The sequence below is a fragment of the Paludibaculum fermentans genome (genome assembly GCF_051172195.1).
Taxonomy (GTDB): domain Bacteria; phylum Acidobacteriota; class Terriglobia; order Bryobacterales; family Bryobacteraceae; genus Paludibaculum; species Paludibaculum fermentans_A.
Genome location: NZ_JBPJAQ010000001.1, coordinates 6,358,266 through 6,374,859, shown reverse-complemented (window position 1 = coordinate 6,374,859; position 16,594 = coordinate 6,358,266). Strand labels below are relative to the sequence as shown.

14 protein-coding genes are annotated in these 16,594 nt (G+C 60.1%); 10 read left to right on the top strand and 4 right to left on the bottom strand.

What is annotated here, in order from left to right; genetic code table 11:
- The first annotated feature begins 200 nt into the window (after positions 1-200).
- The 8 genes from ACR9Y2_RS25625 (at position 201) to ACR9Y2_RS25590 (ending at position 9,362) form a co-directional block, all read left to right on the top strand.
- The gene (locus ACR9Y2_RS25625; RefSeq protein ID WP_435044559.1) at positions 201-392 is read left to right on the top strand and encodes a Thivi_2564 family membrane protein; all 192 of its coding nucleotides are present in this window, start codon (positions 201-203) and stop codon (positions 390-392) included.
- Between the two features lie 315 nt (positions 393-707).
- Positions 708-2,441 (top strand): NAD-dependent malic enzyme, encoded by a 1,734-nt coding sequence (locus ACR9Y2_RS25620; protein WP_435044558.1) that lies wholly within the window; start codon positions 708-710, stop codon positions 2,439-2,441.
- Between the two features lie 11 nt (positions 2,442-2,452).
- Positions 2,453-2,716, top strand: a complete 264-nt coding sequence (locus ACR9Y2_RS25615) for a hypothetical protein (protein ID WP_435044557.1) — start codon at positions 2,453-2,455, stop codon at positions 2,714-2,716.
- A gap of 47 nt (positions 2,717-2,763) precedes the next feature.
- Positions 2,764-5,052, top strand: a complete 2,289-nt coding sequence (locus ACR9Y2_RS25610) for a glycosyltransferase (protein WP_435044556.1) — start codon at positions 2,764-2,766, stop codon at positions 5,050-5,052.
- A 7-nt stretch (positions 5,053-5,059) separates the two neighbouring features.
- On the top strand, positions 5,060-6,544 hold the full coding sequence (locus ACR9Y2_RS25605; protein ID WP_435044554.1) for a glycoside hydrolase family 130 protein: 1,485 nt from the start codon (positions 5,060-5,062) through the stop codon (positions 6,542-6,544).
- A gap of 15 nt (positions 6,545-6,559) precedes the next feature.
- On the top strand, positions 6,560-7,414 hold the full coding sequence (locus ACR9Y2_RS25600) for a transglutaminase family protein (protein WP_435044553.1): 855 nt from the start codon (positions 6,560-6,562) through the stop codon (positions 7,412-7,414).
- The gene (locus ACR9Y2_RS25595) at positions 7,411-8,448 is read left to right on the top strand and encodes a glycosyltransferase family 4 protein (protein WP_435044552.1); all 1,038 of its coding nucleotides are present in this window, start codon (positions 7,411-7,413) and stop codon (positions 8,446-8,448) included. Before ACR9Y2_RS25600 ends, ACR9Y2_RS25595 begins: the two co-directional genes overlap by 4 nt.
- Positions 8,445-9,362, top strand: a complete 918-nt coding sequence (locus ACR9Y2_RS25590) for a glycoside hydrolase family 130 protein (protein ID WP_435044551.1) — start codon at positions 8,445-8,447, stop codon at positions 9,360-9,362. Before ACR9Y2_RS25595 ends, ACR9Y2_RS25590 begins: the two co-directional genes overlap by 4 nt.
- An 89-nt stretch (positions 9,363-9,451) precedes the next feature.
- On the opposite strand, the gene ACR9Y2_RS25585 is transcribed toward ACR9Y2_RS25590, so the two are convergent.
- The 4 genes from ACR9Y2_RS25585 to ACR9Y2_RS25570 all read right to left on the bottom strand — a co-directional run bounded on the left by ACR9Y2_RS25585 (position 9,452) and on the right by ACR9Y2_RS25570 (position 13,032).
- Entirely contained in the window at positions 9,452-10,666 is a 1,215-nt protein-coding gene (locus ACR9Y2_RS25585) for an NADP-dependent isocitrate dehydrogenase (RefSeq protein WP_435044550.1), read from the bottom strand.
- 547 nt (positions 10,667-11,213) lie between these two features.
- A complete protein-coding gene (locus tag ACR9Y2_RS25580; RefSeq protein ID WP_435044549.1) occupies positions 11,214-11,642 on the bottom strand; it encodes a DUF3788 family protein in 429 nt (142 codons plus the stop codon).
- Complete coding sequence (locus tag ACR9Y2_RS25575; RefSeq protein WP_435044904.1) at positions 11,639-12,040, bottom strand: YybH family protein; 402 nt, start codon at positions 12,038-12,040, stop codon at positions 11,639-11,641. The genes ACR9Y2_RS25580 and ACR9Y2_RS25575 overlap by 4 nt, the downstream gene beginning before the upstream one ends.
- A gap of 113 nt (positions 12,041-12,153) precedes the next feature.
- Complete coding sequence (locus ACR9Y2_RS25570) at positions 12,154-13,032, bottom strand: RNA polymerase sigma factor (RefSeq protein WP_435044548.1); 879 nt, start codon at positions 13,030-13,032, stop codon at positions 12,154-12,156.
- A 237-nt stretch (positions 13,033-13,269) separates the two neighbouring features.
- On the opposite strand from ACR9Y2_RS25570, the gene ACR9Y2_RS25565 reads away from it, so the two are divergent.
- Positions 13,270-14,589, top strand: coding sequence for an IS701 family transposase (locus tag ACR9Y2_RS25565; protein ID WP_435044547.1), 1,320 nt, complete (start codon positions 13,270-13,272; stop codon positions 14,587-14,589).
- A gap of 1,146 nt (positions 14,590-15,735) precedes the next feature.
- Complete coding sequence (locus tag ACR9Y2_RS25560) at positions 15,736-16,557, top strand: enoyl-CoA hydratase/isomerase family protein (RefSeq protein ID WP_435044546.1); 822 nt, start codon at positions 15,736-15,738, stop codon at positions 16,555-16,557.
- The last annotated feature ends 37 nt before the right edge of the window (positions 16,558-16,594 follow it).

Below are 16,594 nucleotides of genomic sequence, written 5' to 3'. Positions count from 1 at the left end.
GGCCGCGCCAGAGACGAAATCAGTTGAAGCCGAAAGGATCTCGAAACCAACTGCTGCCGGAACCGGCAACTATGGACCATGCTACCACTTGCCCGCCAGTAGTCCACCCCGAATTCCGACCGCATTTGGTCAGAAAAAGGAATCCTCACTTTGACGATGGGTCGCGGATTGCTTAGCTTCCTCTCCAGGAGCTAGAGGAAATGCCATTACTGAACATCGTTGTCATGCTGATTCTGGTGGGTGTTGGGTTGTATCTGGTGAACAGATTCATTCCCATGGCGTCGAGCATCAAATCGATTCTAAATGTCGTAGTTGTCGTCTGCGTATGTATCTGGTTGCTGCAGGCCGTGGGGCTGTGGAGCACGGTGAGCAGCGTGCGCGTGCCGAGGTGAAGACTTTCGCATGGGACTGGATCCGAGACCCGGTTTGGCCTGCCGCCAGATGACCACATTTGGTCAAGTGACATCACTCGGTCAAAGTCCACTCAAGGTGTCCGGTTCATCACCGCCCATTGTGCGCGTTGAGGAGTAGTGCAAACGCGGCCTGAGCGTTGAGGCCCATGGAGTGCAAAGCAATACGGGTATGACCGATGGCGGAATCAACCAGTACGCTGGCGCGCTGCCGGTCAGCGCCCGATTTGTGATCGAGCGCCCTTTGTGCCATCGCCAAGGCGTGGGGCAAGGCGCACCGAAAAGAGAGTTTGCCCTATGCGACAGCGAGTGATTCCGATGCTCGCGCCGTTGACGAAGCAGAGGGAGAGCAACGATGGCCACTACTCGACCACAGCCCGTGGTTTGGCCGTTCTAAGCTCTCCGACCCTGAACAAGGGGACTGCTTTCACGATAGAAGAGCGAAAGGCTCTCGGCCTGACAGGATTGCTGCCGCCGGAGATCAGCACGCTGGAGACGCAAGTCAAGAGGGCTTACCTCCAATATGAAGAGCTCTCCGATGCTTTGAGCAAGAACATCTACCTCACGGCGCTGCACGACCGGAACGAGGTGTTGTTTTACCGTCTGTTCTCGGAGCACCTTCGTGAAATGATCCCGATTGTCAACGACCTCACGGTAGGGATGGCGATGGAGCAATACCATCATGAGTGCAGGCCGCCGCGCGGTGTATATCTCTCCATCGATCACACCGAGGCGATTGAGGAAGCGTTTGCGAACCTGGGGGCGGGACCGGACGAGATCGACCTGATCCTTGCTACGGACGCCGAGCAGATCCTGGGCATTGGCGACTGGGGCGTCGGGGGGATTGAAGTGTCCATCGGCAAGCTCGCCATCTACACGGCCGCTGGTGGGATCGACCCCACGCGGGTGATTCCGGTGATGTTGGATGTCGGGACCAACAGGGAAAGCCTGCTGACCGACCCCACATACATTGGAAACAGGCACCCCAGGATCCGCGGAGATCAATATGACTCGTTCATCGAGTCTTACGTGAAGACGGCGACCAGGCTATTCCCGCATGCGTTGTTGCAGTGGGAGGATTTTGCGCCTGGGAACGGGCGGCGCATCCTGGAAAAATACCGGGGCGGCGCATGCACTTTCAATGATGACATGCAGGGCACAGGCGCCATCACACTCGCCGCCGTGATATCGGCCCTGCGTGTGACGGGGACCCCGCTGCGGCATCAGCGTGTCGTTATCTTCGGAGCCGGCACCTCGGGCATTGGCATCGCCGACCAGATTTGCGATGCGATGATCCGCGAGGGTCTTTCGCCGGAGGAGGCAGCGCGATGTTTCTGGTGTGTGGATCGAGCAGGCCTGCTGACTACGGAGTTGGCCGACCGGTTGGGCGATTACCAGAAGCCCTATGCCCGCCCGCAATCTGAGAGCAAGGGGTGGAGCCGGGACCAGGGCGGCGGGATCGGCCTGGCCGAAGTAGTGCATCATGTGAAGCCTACAATCCTGATTGGCGCCTCGGCGGCTTACTGCAGCTTCACAGAGGAGATTGTGAAGGAGATGAGCGCCCACACGGAACGGCCTATCATCTTCGTACTCTCGAATCCGCCGGCGAGAGCTGAGGCCAAGCCGGCCGACCTGATCGCCTGGACGGGTGGACGGGCTCTCATTGCCACGGGCAGCGCCTCCGCTCCGGTGACCTATCGTGGTGTGACGTACGTCATCGCCCAGGTTAATAATGCGATGCTTTACCCGGGGCTGGCGCTGGGCGTCGTCGTCTCGCGAGCGACCAGGATCAGCAACAGCATGTTCCTGGCGGCGGCGAACGCGGTATCGAGCCTGGTGACGGTAAGGCAGCCGGGCGCCTCGCTGCTGCCACACATTGATGACCTGCGCAGCGTGTCGGCGACTGTCGCCGTGGCTGTGGTTGAGACAGCGCATTCCGAAGGCCTGGCGCAGGTAAGATTCAAGGACATCGTCCAGGAAGTGCAGGATTCGATGTGGCAGCCGCGCTATCGCAGAATCCTGGCGTGCTAAGTGAGTTGCCCATGGCACAGACCGGATCGCTGATCGTGCAGTTCTGGAATCGAATCACAAGTGTGGTTGGATGGCTGTGCGGCTGTTCCCATCGCCGGACCACCTTCCCGATGACGGCCCGCAACGACGATTTGACAGTTGATTCAAAGATCCCTCCCAAGGCGACGTACGTAGTGTGCCTGGAGTGCGGACGCCACATCGCCTACGACTGGACAACAAACCGCCCCGACTCCCGCAAGGTTTCGGCGCAGGAAAGGCCAAAGCGCCGCGACTGAACGGAATACGTGAGGCCGGCCTGATCAATTTTCGCGGGAAACAGTTCATGAAAGAAATATCGAAAGTTCATAAGATCGCCTTCGTTGGCGACCATTTACCACGCAAGTGCGGCATCGCCACGTTCACGTCGGATTTATTGTCCGCGGTTGCCGCGGCCCATCCGCAGAGCCAGTGCCTTTGTGTATCTGTCAATGACATCAAGGGCGGCTATGACTATCCGGAAGTTGTGCGCTTCGAGATTGAAGAACAGGACCTGTCGTCCTACCTCCGGGCAGCGGACTTCCTGAATATCAGCAATGTCGACATCGTATGCCTGCAGCACGAGTTTGGGATCTACGGAGGTCCGTCGGGCGGCCACATCCTGGCGTTCCTGCGGGAACTCAGGATGCCGGTTGTGACGACATTGCACACGGTCCTGCGCGAGCCGAGGTCGGACCAGAGACGCGTCATGCAGGAGATCATTTCGTTGTCGACGCGAGTGGTGGTGATGGCGGAGCGCGGCCGCCAGATGCTGCAGGACATCTACGAGGCTCCGCTGGCGAAGATCGATCTCATTGCGCACGGCATCCCCGATGTGGGTTTTGTCGACCCCACCTACTTCAAAGACCAGTTCGGCGTAGAAGGAAAGATTGTCCTGCTTACGTTCGGCCTGCTCTCGCCGAACAAGGGCATTGAGTATGTGCTCAAGGCCCTGCCCAAGGTACTGGAGGAGTTTCCCGACGTCGTCTATATCGTCCTCGGCGCCACTCACCCGAATGAACTTCGGGAGCACGGCGAGGCGTACCGGATGAGCCTCGAACTGCTCGCCAAGAAGAGCCGGATCGAGAAGAACGTCATCTTTTACAACGACTTTGTGGAGTTGGAGAGCCTGAAGGAGTTCATTGGCGCGGCGGATTTGTACATCACGCCGTATCTCAATGAGGCGCAGATCACGTCGGGGACACTGGCGTACGCGTTTGGGGCGGGCAAGGCGGTGGTGTCCACTCCCTATTGGCACGCGGCCGAACTCTTAGCCGACGAGCGTGGTGTCCTGGTTCCTTTCGCGGATGCGGAGTCGATGGCCCGCGAAGTATCGGCGTTACTGCGGGATGATACCCGCCGGCATGCGATGCGCAAGAATGCCTACCGCATCGGCCGGGAAATGGTGTGGAGCAACGTCGCGCAGCTCTACATGAACTCATTCGAACTATCGCGGCTGCAGGGCACGGCGCCATCCCGGAAGTCGCTGCTCACCAAGACGCTCGACCGGCGGCCGAGGGAGCTCCCTGCCCTGAAGCTGAACCATCTGCAGCGAATGACCGATTCAACCGGCGTCTTCCAGCACGCGAACTTCAGCATCCCCAACTTCTCTGAGGGCTATTGTACGGACGACAACGCGCGGGCCTTCATTCTCGCAGTGCTGCTGGGTGAACTGGGTGAGGATCTGGAACGCGTTCGCGCCCTGGCCACCACCTGTGCTTCCTTCCTTCAGCATGCCTTTGAGCCACAGACGAGCCGCTTCCACAACCACTTGAGTTTCGACCGGCGGTGGCTGGATGAGCAGGGATCAGAGGATTGCCAGGGGCGGGCGATCTGGGCGCTCGGCGTGGGCGTGGGCCGTTCGCCGTTTCGCAGCTTCCAGTTGATGGCGGGGCAATTGTTCGCACTGTCCCTGCCGGCGGTGCTGGAGTTCACTTCCCCGCGCGCATGGGCTTTTGGCCTGTTGGGGATTCACGAATACCTTCATCGCCTGAGTGGTGACAGCCTGGTGAACCAGACGCGAGAGACTCTCCTGGCGAGATTGATGGACCTTCTAAAGCGCAATGCATCACCGGATTGGATCTGGTTTGAGCAGGAGCTTTCCTATGACAATGCGAAGCTGGCCCATGCGTTAATCCTGACCGGACGGGCCACGGGGCAACCGGCCGTCATTCAACAAGGCCTGGACGCCCTGCGGTGGCTCAATGATGTGCAGATCTCCGAAAAAGGCCACTTTCTGCCTATTGGCAGCAATGGATTCTACAAACGGGGCGGACCGCGGGCTGACTTCGATCAACAACCCATTGAAGCGCAAGCGATGGTCTCTGCCTGCCTGGAAGCTTACCGAGCCACCTCGGATGTGTGGTGGTATGAGCAGTCGCAGCGTGCGTTCGACTGGTTTCTCGGCTGGAACGACCTTGGGTTGGAACTCTACTCGCCAGAAAGCGGCGCCTGCGGGGATGGGTTGCATGTAGATCGTGTCAATCGGAACCAGGGGGCTGAATCCACGCTGGCCTTCCTGCTTTCTCTAGCCGAGATGAAACTCGCTCAGAATATGATGACCAGCTTCAAGGAACCCATTGCCATCGGAAACTAGTCCACTCATGACGACGCCCGCGGTGCATGTCACTCGCACATCCACGATTTTGCAGCCCAACCAGTCTCGTGTGCTCCTGCGCCCCTTCAACCCCGGAGATGACCAGCGGACCAGCCAGATTATCGGCCGGATTATGGCTCTCCGTGAGGAAGAGATAGCACCACTGGTGCAGGGGATCTGCCAGGGGTTCCGCCACCGCCACCAGGATATCCATCGAGTCTTCCTGGAACGGTACGACCAGGTCTGTGACCTCCTGCCTCCCGGGCCGGAGGTCTCTGAAACGCGGCGGCTGTTGATCGGCTCCTACTTCCTGGCGGAGTACTCCCTGGAGTCGGCCGCGCTGTTCAACCCCTCCATCGTGCGCCACCCGGACCAATCCGGACTTCCTGACGGGGCACTGCGATTTGTTCTCAGCCTGAGGGCCACGGGCGAAGGCCATGTGTCCTCCATTACCTTCCGGACTGGCATCGTCCATCCCGACAAGCGGATCGAAGTCCAAACGCCGACGGGCTTCCTGACAGAACCCCGCCAGATCTCCAACCCGGCGTACGATAAGCCGCTTTTCGAACGGAAGCTGGCCGAGTTGAATCTCAATGGTGAGTTCACGCGGCGGATTATGAATAAGCTGGCGCCCTCCTTCACATTGGAGGAGCTTAGGGCGGCACTGAAGGCAGAACAATTCCGTTTGCCCGACGGCATGACGCAGAAGGATCAGGCCGCCGCGCAGGGCGTCTGGATGCTGGGACGATCGAACTACGAAGTTCAATTCGAGGCAGACCAGGAGATGTCGGAACGCATCCTCTTCCCGGCCACTCCCTCCCAGAGGAATGGGATCGAAGACGCGCGATTCGTTTGTTTCGAGAACGAGGACGGCCACCTTGACTACTACGCGACCTTCACCGCTTACGATGGGAAAATAGTGGTGCCGGAGCTGGTGGAGACCTCAGATTTCCTCCACTTCCGATTCATCACCCTGAACGGACCGGCCGCCATCAATAAGGGGATGGCTCTGTTTCCGAGGAAGATCGACGGCCGCTACGCCATGCTGTCGCGGCAGGACAACGAGAACATCTCGATCATGTTCTCTGAGAACGTCCACTTCTGGAATGAAAGCACCGTTTTGCTGAAGCCGGTGTTTCCCTGGGAGCTGGTGCAATTGGGTAACTGCGGATCGCCGGTAGAAACGGAGGCCGGCTGGCTGGTGCTGAGCCACGGTGTAGGACCGATGCGGGAATACTGCATTGGCGCTTTCCTGCTGGATCTCAATGACCCGACGAAGGTGCTGGGCCGGTTGCGCGAGCCCCTGCTCAAGCCGAATGCGGACGAGCGGGAAGGCTATGTGCCCAATGTCGTTTACACCTGCGGCTTCCTGATCCACGAAGGCACGCTGATTATCCCCTACGGCTTAGCTGATCACGCCACCGGCTTCGCCACGGTACCCCTGTCCGAGGTTCTGGCTGCCATGGAGCCGGAATTGTCTGTCACTGCCTGAACGACCATTAACCGTATGAGGATTTCCGTCGAACACTCCACCGTGTACCGCTATGATTTTCCGGTATGCCTCCAACCGCATACTTTCCGGTTGCGGCCGCGCACCAACAGCACGCAACGGCTGCTCTCGTTCGACATGAGGATCACTCCGGCCCCGGCAGGCACCACAGAGTGCCTGGACCAGGACGGCAACCTCGCCTTGAATGCGTGGTTCGATTCGACAACGGATTCGCTGACCGTCCGCAGCCGTTTTCGCATCGAGATGTTGCGTGACAACCCGTTCGACTTTGCCCACAGTGAGGCATCGTTGAACCTGCCCTTGTGGTACCTGGAACCGCTTTGCACGGCGCTGGCCTCTTACCGCCTGGACGGACATGTGAGCGAAGCCGTGAAGCAGTATGCCAAGGTTCTGGCGGCGGGCGCGCAGTGGAATTCCCTGGCGTTCCTTTCCGCGCTGAATCAACAGATCTTCCTCACCTGCCGGCACATTACGCGTCCGGACGGAGCGCCCTGGAGCTCTGACCAGACGCTGGCAGCGAGGGAAGGATCGTGCCGCGACCTGGCTGTCCTGTTCTGCGACATCTGCCGTGTGATGGGCATTGCGGCGAGGTTTGTCAGCGGGTATGAGTGCGCGGCCGCAGGGGGAGCGGAGTCGTACATGCACGCCTGGGCTGAAGTCTACCTGCCCAGTGCCGGGTGGCGCGGGTATGATCCCTCCCGCGGACTCGTCGTCTCGAATGCGCACGTGGCGGTGGCGGCCGGCTTCGATCACAATCTCGCCGCCCCGATCGCGGGTGTGTTCAGCGGTGGAATCTCATCGGGCATGGAGGCCTCGATCGAGATGCATGTGGAACCGGATGCGACGCCATGAGTAACGCCTCCAAACGGATCGCCGTTCTTTCGCCGGTGGCGTGGCGCACGCCGCCCAGGCAGTACGGCGCCTGGGAGACCGTCGCCAGCAATGTGGCAGAGGGGCTGGCGGCCAGGGGCTGGGATGTGACGTTGTTCGCGACCGGCGATTCATTGACCCGTGCCCGCTTGCACGCGGTGGTGCCTCGCGGCTATGAGGAGGACAATCGCGTGGATGCGAAGGTGGCTGAGTACCTGCACATTTCCGAAACGTTCGAGCACGCCGCGGAGTTCGACCTCATCCATAGCCACTACGACTTCATGGCGCTTTGCTACACCCGCCTGACCAGCACGCCCGTCCTCACCACCATCCATGGATTCTCCTCGCCCAGGATCATGCCGGTATATGACAAGTACCGTGACGGCTACTTTGTGTCGATCAGTGATTCCGACCGCGCACCGGGGCTGAACTACCTGGGCACCGTCTACAACGGAATCGACCTGTCGCTGTACCCACTGATTGAACGTCCCGGGGACGACTTGATTTTCCTGGGGCGCATCCACCCCGACAAGGGCGTCCACCTGGCGATTGAGGTGGCGCAACTGAGTGGATTGCCGCTTCTGATCGCCGGCATCATCCAGGACCAGGCGTATTTTCGGGAGAAGGTGGAGCCGCACCTGAATCAACAGATCCGCTACATCGGACCAGTGGATATCGCGGGCAAGAATGAGCTGTTCTCACGTGCCCGGGTGCTGTTGCACCTCAATACGATTCCAGAGCGTTTTGGACTCGTTCTCGTGGAGGCAAATGCGGCTGGAATTCCAGTCATCGCCATGGATCTAGGCTCCTGCCGCGAGGTGCTTCAGGATGGCCGGACCGGATTCATGGTCAACAGCGTGGCGGAAGCAGTGGAATGCCTGCAGCGGCTGCCTGGGATTGACAGGTTGGCCTGCCACAGGCGCGTGGAGCAGCTCTTTTCCGTTGAGGCGATGGTGCAGTCGTACGAGCGTGTTTACCAGACAATCTTCGACTTGGAGGCTGAGAAAAAGAGATGACTCAGGATGTCGTTCGCCGTTACCATGGCAATCCCGTTCTTACCAAAGCCGCAATACCTTACCCCGTGGAGACAGTGCACAACGCCGCTGTCGTGAAGCATGGCGCAGAGTACATCATGCTCTTCCGGTCCCATCTTAGAACTGGCCGGTCGATCCTGGGCCTGGCCCGCAGCGACGATGGCTACCACTTCATTGCTGATCCCCAGCCTTTCCTCACCCCGGCCAAAGAGGGCCCGTTCGCGGCCTACGAGGAATTCGGAGTGGAGGACCCACGGATCAGCCTGGTTGAGGGCGAGTATCACATCACTTATAGCGCCTACTCACGAAATGGTGTTCGCGTGGCGCTGGCGAAAACGAAGGACTTTGTCGAGCTTGAACGTGTCTCGCTCATTACACAGGCCGACTACCGGAATGTGGTGATCTTCCCCGAGCGGTTCAATGGACTCTACGCCCGGCTGGACCGTCCGCACTCGGAGATCGCTCCGTGGTCGATCTGGATCTCCTACTCTCCGGACCTCCGCTACTGGGGCGATTCCCAGCTTCTCATGCGTCCCCAGCCGTACCACTGGGATGAGATGAAGATTGGTCCAGGCGCCCCGCCGTTCAAGACCGCGGAGGGGTGGCTTTCCATTTATCACGGAGTCTTCAAGACGATGGATGGAGCGATCTACCGGCTGGGCGTGGCACTCCATGATCTGAAGGATCCGGCGAAGTTGCTGGGCGTGAGCGACTCGTGGATCCTCCAGCCCGAGGATCCCTGGGAAGTGACGGGCTATGTACACAATGTCGTGTTCACGTGCGGAGCAGTGCCCGAGGCAGACGGAACGGTGAAAATCTATTGGGGTGGCGCGGATACGGTCATGTGCGCCGGGGAAGCAAACATCGCGGAACTAGTGAAGCTCTGCCTGGCCTGAGTACGCGCCAATCCACTCATGAGGCTGGACCGGGCAGTAAAAAGGGCGCCGCCAAACCTGACGGCGCCCGGTTCCACTGGCAGAATCCTCTACGAGAGACGGCGTTTCAGTTCCGAGTCGATCTCGGCCATGAACGCTTCCGTCGACAAGTAGGGCTGGTCGGAGCTGATGAGGATGGCCAGATCCTTGGTCATCTTTCCAGACTCCACGACGTCTACGCAGACCTTTTCCAGAGTGGCGGCGAAGTCGACTACGTCCGGGGTTCCGTCCATAGTGCCGCGGTGATGCAGGCCGCGAGTCCAGGCATAGATTGACGCGATCGGGTTGGTGGAGGTGGGTTTCCCCTGCTGGTGCATCCTGTAGTGCCGCGTGACGGTTCCGTGCGCCGCTTCCGCTTCCACAGTCTTGCCGTCGGGCGACATCAGGACCGATGTCATCAGGCCGAGTGAGCCATAGCCCTGTGCGAGAGTGTCTGATTGCACGTCGCCATCGTAGTTTTTGCAGGCCCAGAGATAGCCGCCGCTCCACTTCAGGTTCGCCGCGACCATATCGTCGATGAGACGGTGCTCGTACGTCAGGCCTTTGGCTTCGAAGGCAGACTTGAACTCTGCATCGAAGATCTCCTGGAACAGATTCTTGAAGCGCCCGTCATAGGCCTTCAGGATCGTGTTCTTGCTTGACAGGTAGACCGGATACGAACGGTCGAGGGCGTAGTTGAAGCAAGCGCGTGCGAAACCGGAGATGGAGCTGTCCAGGTTGAACATACCCAGGGCGATGCCGGCGCTGGGAGCGTCGATGATTACACGCTCAATGGGCGCACTACCGTCGGTGGGCGTGAAGACGAGTTTCAGGGTGCCGGGCCCGGGGAACGTGAAGTCCTGGGCACGGTACTGGTCGCCGAAGCCGTGGCGGGCGACAACCACTGGTTTGTCCCAATGACTGACAATCCTCGGCACGTTTTTGCAGATGATGGGCTCGCGGAAGATGGTGCCATCCAGGATGTTGCGGATGGTGCCATTGGGGCTGCGCCACATCTGCTTCAGGCCGAACTCTTTCACACGCGCTTCATCGGGCGTGATGGTGGCGCACTTCACGGCGACGCCGTACTGCCTGGTCGCATTCGCGGAGTCGATGGTGATCTGATCGTTCGTCTCGTCGCGCTTCTGCACCGACAGATCGTAATACTTGAGGTCGATCTCGAGGTAAGGGAGGATGAGACGTTCGCGGATCCATTGCCATATGATCCGCGTCATCTCATCGCCATCCATCTCGACCACGGGATTCTTCACATGAATCTTAGCCATGAAACAAAAAGCTCCAGAGTGAGTTGACTCCTGATTATCTCCCAACTGCGGTGCCGTCCGCCTGCTTGGGAGCCTTGTGCCACCAGTGGCGAACCGGCAACCAAGGCCTGTACCCCGCTCACGAGCCGGATTCGCCTCGCGCATGCACGGACTGACTGATGAGCCGCGCCCTCGGATGGCAGCTTCTGGAGGTCTGAATGGCCGTGATGGGCTGAGGGGCGACGGCCGTCAACCGATTGGGGGCAAGGGTGGACTCTGTTCCGGTTCAGTTGGAAATGGAGAGTGCCATTGGCTCCATCACCACGAAGGACATGCTCGCCGGCCGTCAGCACGAGATCCATGCTGAGCGAGGTCGGAAGCTGGAGGAGGCACGAAAGCAGCGTCAGATTTGTCGGCAGCAGGCCGCGTGAAGAAGGGCCGTCACGGCAATTGTCGGTTTTGGCGGACTCTAGTAAGCGCTACGCCGTTTGGGAGGACCGCAAAAAACCCCGGTGCCCACATGCGCATTGGAGTGAGCGGCGACCGAAGAGAATACCGGAGGTCGTCATCAGTTCTCCAGCTTGACGACAGCCAGTTTCTTCACCGTCGGGATGTCTTTTGGCCTCTTGATGAGGAGTCGAACACCCGTTCCTTCCGGATACTTTTGCGCCCGATCGAGAGCCTGGAGGGCCTGAGCCGAAAGGCCGCATTGACGCGCTACCACTAGGGCCTTATCTCCAAGAATGAACCCCACCTGGAAGCAGCCTTCTAACGGCGCGAGCCGGAGAATTGTTCTTTTCCCGCGCATCAGACGCAGCGCCCAGCCGGTCTTGGGCGAGTATGACTTCCACTCCCGGGTGGCCACGCCGTGTTGAGCCGCCATGTCGGTAACCAGCCCGTCCCAAATCGGCTTGGCGGGACCCAGCGCTTTGGTGAGATCAGCGTCGGAGGGCTCCTCTGTTCTGCCGATGAATGCGTTTGGGGCCGTGTCGCTCACGGCTGCCGCTCCTTGGCAGCGGACCAGTGGGTGTGGATGATCCGCCACCCTTCCGCGTTCTTCCTGTAGATCTGGGTGGCGTTCCAGTACGTGGTCGCAGAGCCGTTGTGCCGCGCAAGTTGGTACGTCAGGACCGCGACATCACCGGCTGCCTGGACCTTTGGGCTCAGAAGCTCATAACTGTCGAACAAAGGCGCGCCGCGATATGGCGCGTAGAATTCTTTCAGCGCCGAAAGCCCTTCGAGGCGCTTCCCCACGACGTCATGGATGAAGGTGATACGGGGATCTGAGATCGCCAATTGCGGATCGGGATCACCCTTAAGCCATCCGTCCATCGCCTGCCGCTCCAAAACGAGGAGCTCCCGAACGGTATCTGCGTCAGAGCCCGCCCGAGCCACCGGGATCCACAGGGCAACAACGCAGGAAAGAACCGAAACTGTTTTTCTCAAGTCTCCACCTCTAACCTATTGGACAGTCCGCCAAGTCCTCTGTGACAACAGCCGCAGGAAAATCACGCCCTGGGTTCCAACGAAATGGCGGCCAGCATCTCGCGGACCATGGCGACCTGTTTGGCGGGTTCGTAGAACGGATGGTTGCGGTAAAGGCTGGAGGCGAATTTGGCATGTGCCTCGCCCCACTCATCGGCGCGCTCGCCGGCCACCTCGCGCACCTGGCGGCGGTAGTCCGCGGTGAACTGCAATTTGCTCGGATCGACGAAGCCGCCTTCGATGAACGCCCGTGTTTTCCGCGCGCACTTGCAGACATTGTCCGGGTTGAGGAGGCCGCAGTTGCCGCGCAGGTACTCATAGAGATCCCGCCGGGCGCGGGAGAGGATCTGCCGGAAGTTGGCCGGTGTGACCTCGACGACCTCCCCGCCGACCTCGTCGCTGACGCCGAAGACCTCGCCAAGAATGAACACCAGCCGCTGGCGCCCGTCCAGACAAAGGAGCGTGCCCATCGTGCAGCAGATCTTTGTCTCCTCCACCAGTACTTCCACCGGAACCGGCACCGTGCGGGGATCGGGAGGATCGAAGTCGGGAACGCGCCGCAGCCCGGCGGAAGCGTCGGCGAACGAGCAGATCGCCTCGGACGCGGTCCACTTCTGCTTTCTAACATTCAACAGGTGATTCGCCGCAACGCGGTATAGCCACGTCCGAAACTTGCTGTTGCCTCGAAAGGTGTGGAGGGACTGCAGAACACGGACAAGAATGTCTTGCGTGGCATCCTCGGCATCGGCCCGGCCACCTAGCATCCGAAAGGCGATGTTGAAGATCCACGGCTGATGACGTGTGAGCAACTCATCGAGCACATCGCTGTCGCCGGCTTGCGCCCTCGACACCAGTTCTTCGTCAGAAACGGCCTCGGTGCTTTCGAGGAAGGGATTATCCATAGCAATCAGGAATTTAGCTCATGTACGTGTCCGCAGCAACCCCCACAAAAGGTCTGAAGATCTGATGCCTTCCCGCTCCAGTTCGTTCTCTATCGGCCGCCATTGGCGGATCCCCCCTCGGTAGTCGTCCAGCGTTTGCCCAAACTGTCCGCCGCAGCCTGCGGACTCCAGTCGTGATTGATTCCTTTCCCTAGTACTACTGGGTCACAAACGAACAATTTGTTGTAGAATTGTTTCGTGGGAACACGTCATACTGCGCCAGGCCCACAAGAGAGACGCTTCGCGGCATATGTGGAGGGCCTGGCGAACGCCGCGGGGCACGAAGACCGGCACGCCCCTTTGAAGAACTACTGCAAAGGCCTGCTATTGCCCGGTGAACGCAAGAGCATTGAGCCGATGGCCGCCCGCCTGGATCCGGAGAACGTCCAGCCGATGCGCCAGTCTCTCCATCATTTGGTGGCCAAGGCCCGCTGGAGCGACGAGACGGTGCTCGCGGAAGTGCGTAACCATGTTTTGCCGGCGATGCGGAGACAGGGGCCACTGGTGGCCTGGATCGTGGATGACACAGGCTTCCCGAAGAAGGGTAAGCACTCGGTGGGCGTCGCCCGTCAGTACTGCGGACAAGTGGGCAAACAGGACAACTGTCGGGTAGCCGTAAGTCTGTCAGTGGCCACATGGAGTTCCAGTCTGCCGATCGCCTATCGCCTGTATCTGCCAAAGGAGTGGGCCGATGATTCCGAGCGGCGGGAAAAGGCCGAAGTCCCCACGGAGGTTGAGTTTCAAACCAAGCCGGACATAGCGCTGGATCAGATCCGGGCGGCGGTTGCTGCAAAGTTGGACCGTGGCGTGGTTCTGGCCGACGCGGCCTACGGCATCAACACCGAGTTTCGTGACGGACTCACCGCACTCGACCTGCAATATGCAGTCGGGGTGCAAGGTTCGATCACGGTCTGGGAGCCCGGCCAACAGCCTTTGCCGGCGAAGCCTCGAGGAAAGATGGGAAGACCTCCGCGGCTATTGCAGCGGACTGCCGACCATCAACCTGTCTCGGTCAAGCAGTTGGCGATGAGTCTGCCCCCGGCAGCCTTCCAGGAAATCACATGGCGTGAAGGCGCAGACCGGAAGTTGCATTCCCGCTTCGCCGCCGTCCGCGTACGCCCGGCTCATCGAGATTACGAAAAAGCGGAACCGCGTGCTGAAGAATGGCTGCTGATCGAATGGCCGCAAGGGGAGAAAGAACCCACCAAATACTGGCTGTCGACGTTGCCGCCCGCTACCAAGCTCAAGGCGTTGATCAGGATGGCTAAGCACCGGTGGATCATCGAACGGGATTATGAGGAGTTGAAACAGGAACTCGGGCTGGGCCATTTTGAAGGTCGCAACTGGCGCGGATTCCACCATCACGCTACGCTTTGCATCGCAGCTTATGGGTTCCTTGTGGCCGAGCGGAACCGTTTTTCCCCCTCTGCCCGCGCCGGTCATCTTGGATTCGCCGCCCTCGGGCCGGCGCCGGACTTCCGGCCACGCGGTTCGTCGAGCACGCCCGGAGCGGCATAACCCGCACTCGATCGCGACGTTGCGCATTGTGTTGGCGCGCCTTCTGCTGAGGGAATTGCCTCACTGTCCTTACTGCGGGTCCACATCAGGCTAAGGGCCGGCAGCAGAATCGATCTCAACCCTGGCAGGTATGCTGCGAGGCGCGTGGCTCAGCATGCCAGGCTTTGGAGCGAACTTCGACATTGCTGCGTCTCCGCATGGCGAGACAACGCCGGCAGGCCGCCGCGGTGGTGGTGGTCCAGACTGGATTGATAGCCGACTGCCCGGAGTCGGCCGGGCTTCCGGCTCTGCGCATGGCAAGGCCGGCGGGGTAGCCCGATACAAATCGCCACCTGTTGCTGTCGGCGGGCAGCCGCCAAGCAAAGAAGGCCACGTACCTCACTCACAGCCTGTCCAAAAACCTGCCGAGGAGTCATGCCTCATCAAGAAATGCTTCCTCGATGAGCCTGGAGTTTCGGATACTTTATGACCCAGTAGTACTAGCAGCCTGTGGCGGAAGTCGCGCAGCCGCGTTCGCACCACCGCCGGTACCAGAATGGCAGCTGAAGTGCGATTTCGAAGCCGCTCCGAAGAGAGTCGCCTTTTTCCGGGAGGAAGGCCGGCGGCGGAGCGAACCCAAAGGGCGACAAGGGGTTGCGGCCCATGGCAGTGTCGAGCCGGCCTCCGAGTGGCCGGCACTAGTTCGGCCGGCTCTTCGCGCCATGGGCTCGCAAGCCCCTGCCGCGCGGCTAGCGGGACTTCCGCCACAGACTGCTAGCCAGTCTCGTTTTGTGCGGTGCGCCCTGTGTCAATGGAGTATGAAGCGGGTGACCAGCCAACCTGATTTCTCTTTGAAACCAGTTCCAGCTTCAGCAGCGTGCATGGACCAGGCAGTAGCTTGGGCTGTCGTCCAAACTGGACCGTCGGAATGGCTATATACCCGCTAACGGGGATCGCCCGCTCTCCATTTCACGCTGCACCAGCACAGGCTCAGCGCCGTATTTTCCTGGCTGCGTCCGTCATTGGTGTCGGCCTGCGCACTATCGACACGCCGGAGTTGCGGCGACCTCAAGCCTGGCAAGGGATACAAAGCTGAAGGCGAATGGCCGGTCGTATGCAAATGCTCAAGGTGTCCTCTCGGACACAACCCACGACAGGAGCCCCTGAATGAGCACAATCCGGACTACCAAGCACTCGGCCGAGTACTGGCAGGTCACGTTCGATATTCCGCCCGTCGGCATCTTTGGACCAGCGAATATTCCACAACTGGAAGAGGTCGTGTCTGGCCTTGAGACCGATGGGAAGGTCAAAGTAGTGGTATTTGACAGCGCGGTTGACGGGTTTTTTCTGACTCACTACGACTTCCTCGCCCCGCTGGAGGATTCGACGAAATTCCCTCCGGGGCCGACTGGTCTGCAGCCGTTGCCGGACATGCTCGTTCGCCTGAGCCGCGCATCGGTAGTCTCGATCGCGCTGATTCGCGGACGTGCAACGGGGGTTGGCAGCGAAGTCGCATTGGCGTGCGATATGCGATTCGCGAGCCGGGAGAAAGCGGTTCTGTCGCAGTGGGAGGTGGGCGCCGGTTTGGTTCCGGGAGGAGGACCGATGGCGCGGCTACCGCGGCTGATTGGACGCGGGAGGGCGTTGGAAGTCCTACTGGGAGCGGATGACGTTGACGGCGCATTGGCGGAGTTGTACGGCTACGTCAACCGTTCATTGCCGGATGCTGAGTTGAACGGGTTTGTCGATGCCCTGGCCAAGAGAATTGCCTCGTTCGACAAGCAGGCTATCTCGGAAACCAAGCGGCTGGTGAATACAGCGAGCTTGCCGCCGGATTCGGAGATCGCACCAGAATGGGGCGCATTCATCGACTCATTGGGTCGAAAGGGGGCGCAAGAGCGCATCCGGAAGCTCATGGACCGCGGCTTTCATCAAGCGGGTGATGTGGAGACCCGCCTGGGGCACTACCTGGGAGAACTGGCCGTCTGACGCAGCGAGCCAATTGACGGAAGGGGGCCGGTTCGCT

Bases quoted from the DNA above. Each gene is read 5' to 3' on its own strand.
- ACR9Y2_RS25560 (WP_435044546.1), top strand. From the start codon at position 15,736: ATGAGCACAATCCGGACTACCAAGCACTCGGCCGAGTACTGGCAGGTC.
- ACR9Y2_RS25620 (WP_435044558.1), top strand. From the start codon at position 708: ATGCGACAGCGAGTGATTCCGATGCTCGCGCCGTTGACGAAGCAGAGG.
- ACR9Y2_RS25625 (WP_435044559.1), top strand. From the start codon at position 201: ATGCCATTACTGAACATCGTTGTCATGCTGATTCTGGTGGGTGTTGGG.
- ACR9Y2_RS25600 (WP_435044553.1), top strand. From the start codon at position 6,560: ATGAGGATTTCCGTCGAACACTCCACCGTGTACCGCTATGATTTTCCG.
- ACR9Y2_RS25610 (WP_435044556.1), top strand. From the start codon at position 2,764: ATGAAAGAAATATCGAAAGTTCATAAGATCGCCTTCGTTGGCGACCAT.
- ACR9Y2_RS25595 (WP_435044552.1), top strand. From the start codon at position 7,411: ATGAGTAACGCCTCCAAACGGATCGCCGTTCTTTCGCCGGTGGCGTGG.
- ACR9Y2_RS25585 (WP_435044550.1), bottom strand. From the start codon at position 10,666: ATGGCTAAGATTCATGTGAAGAATCCCGTGGTCGAGATGGATGGCGAT.
- ACR9Y2_RS25590 (WP_435044551.1), top strand. From the start codon at position 8,445: ATGACTCAGGATGTCGTTCGCCGTTACCATGGCAATCCCGTTCTTACC.
- ACR9Y2_RS25605 (WP_435044554.1), top strand. From the start codon at position 5,060: ATGACGACGCCCGCGGTGCATGTCACTCGCACATCCACGATTTTGCAG.
- ACR9Y2_RS25570 (WP_435044548.1), bottom strand. From the start codon at position 13,032: ATGGATAATCCCTTCCTCGAAAGCACCGAGGCCGTTTCTGACGAAGAA.
- ACR9Y2_RS25615 (WP_435044557.1), top strand. From the start codon at position 2,453: ATGGCACAGACCGGATCGCTGATCGTGCAGTTCTGGAATCGAATCACA.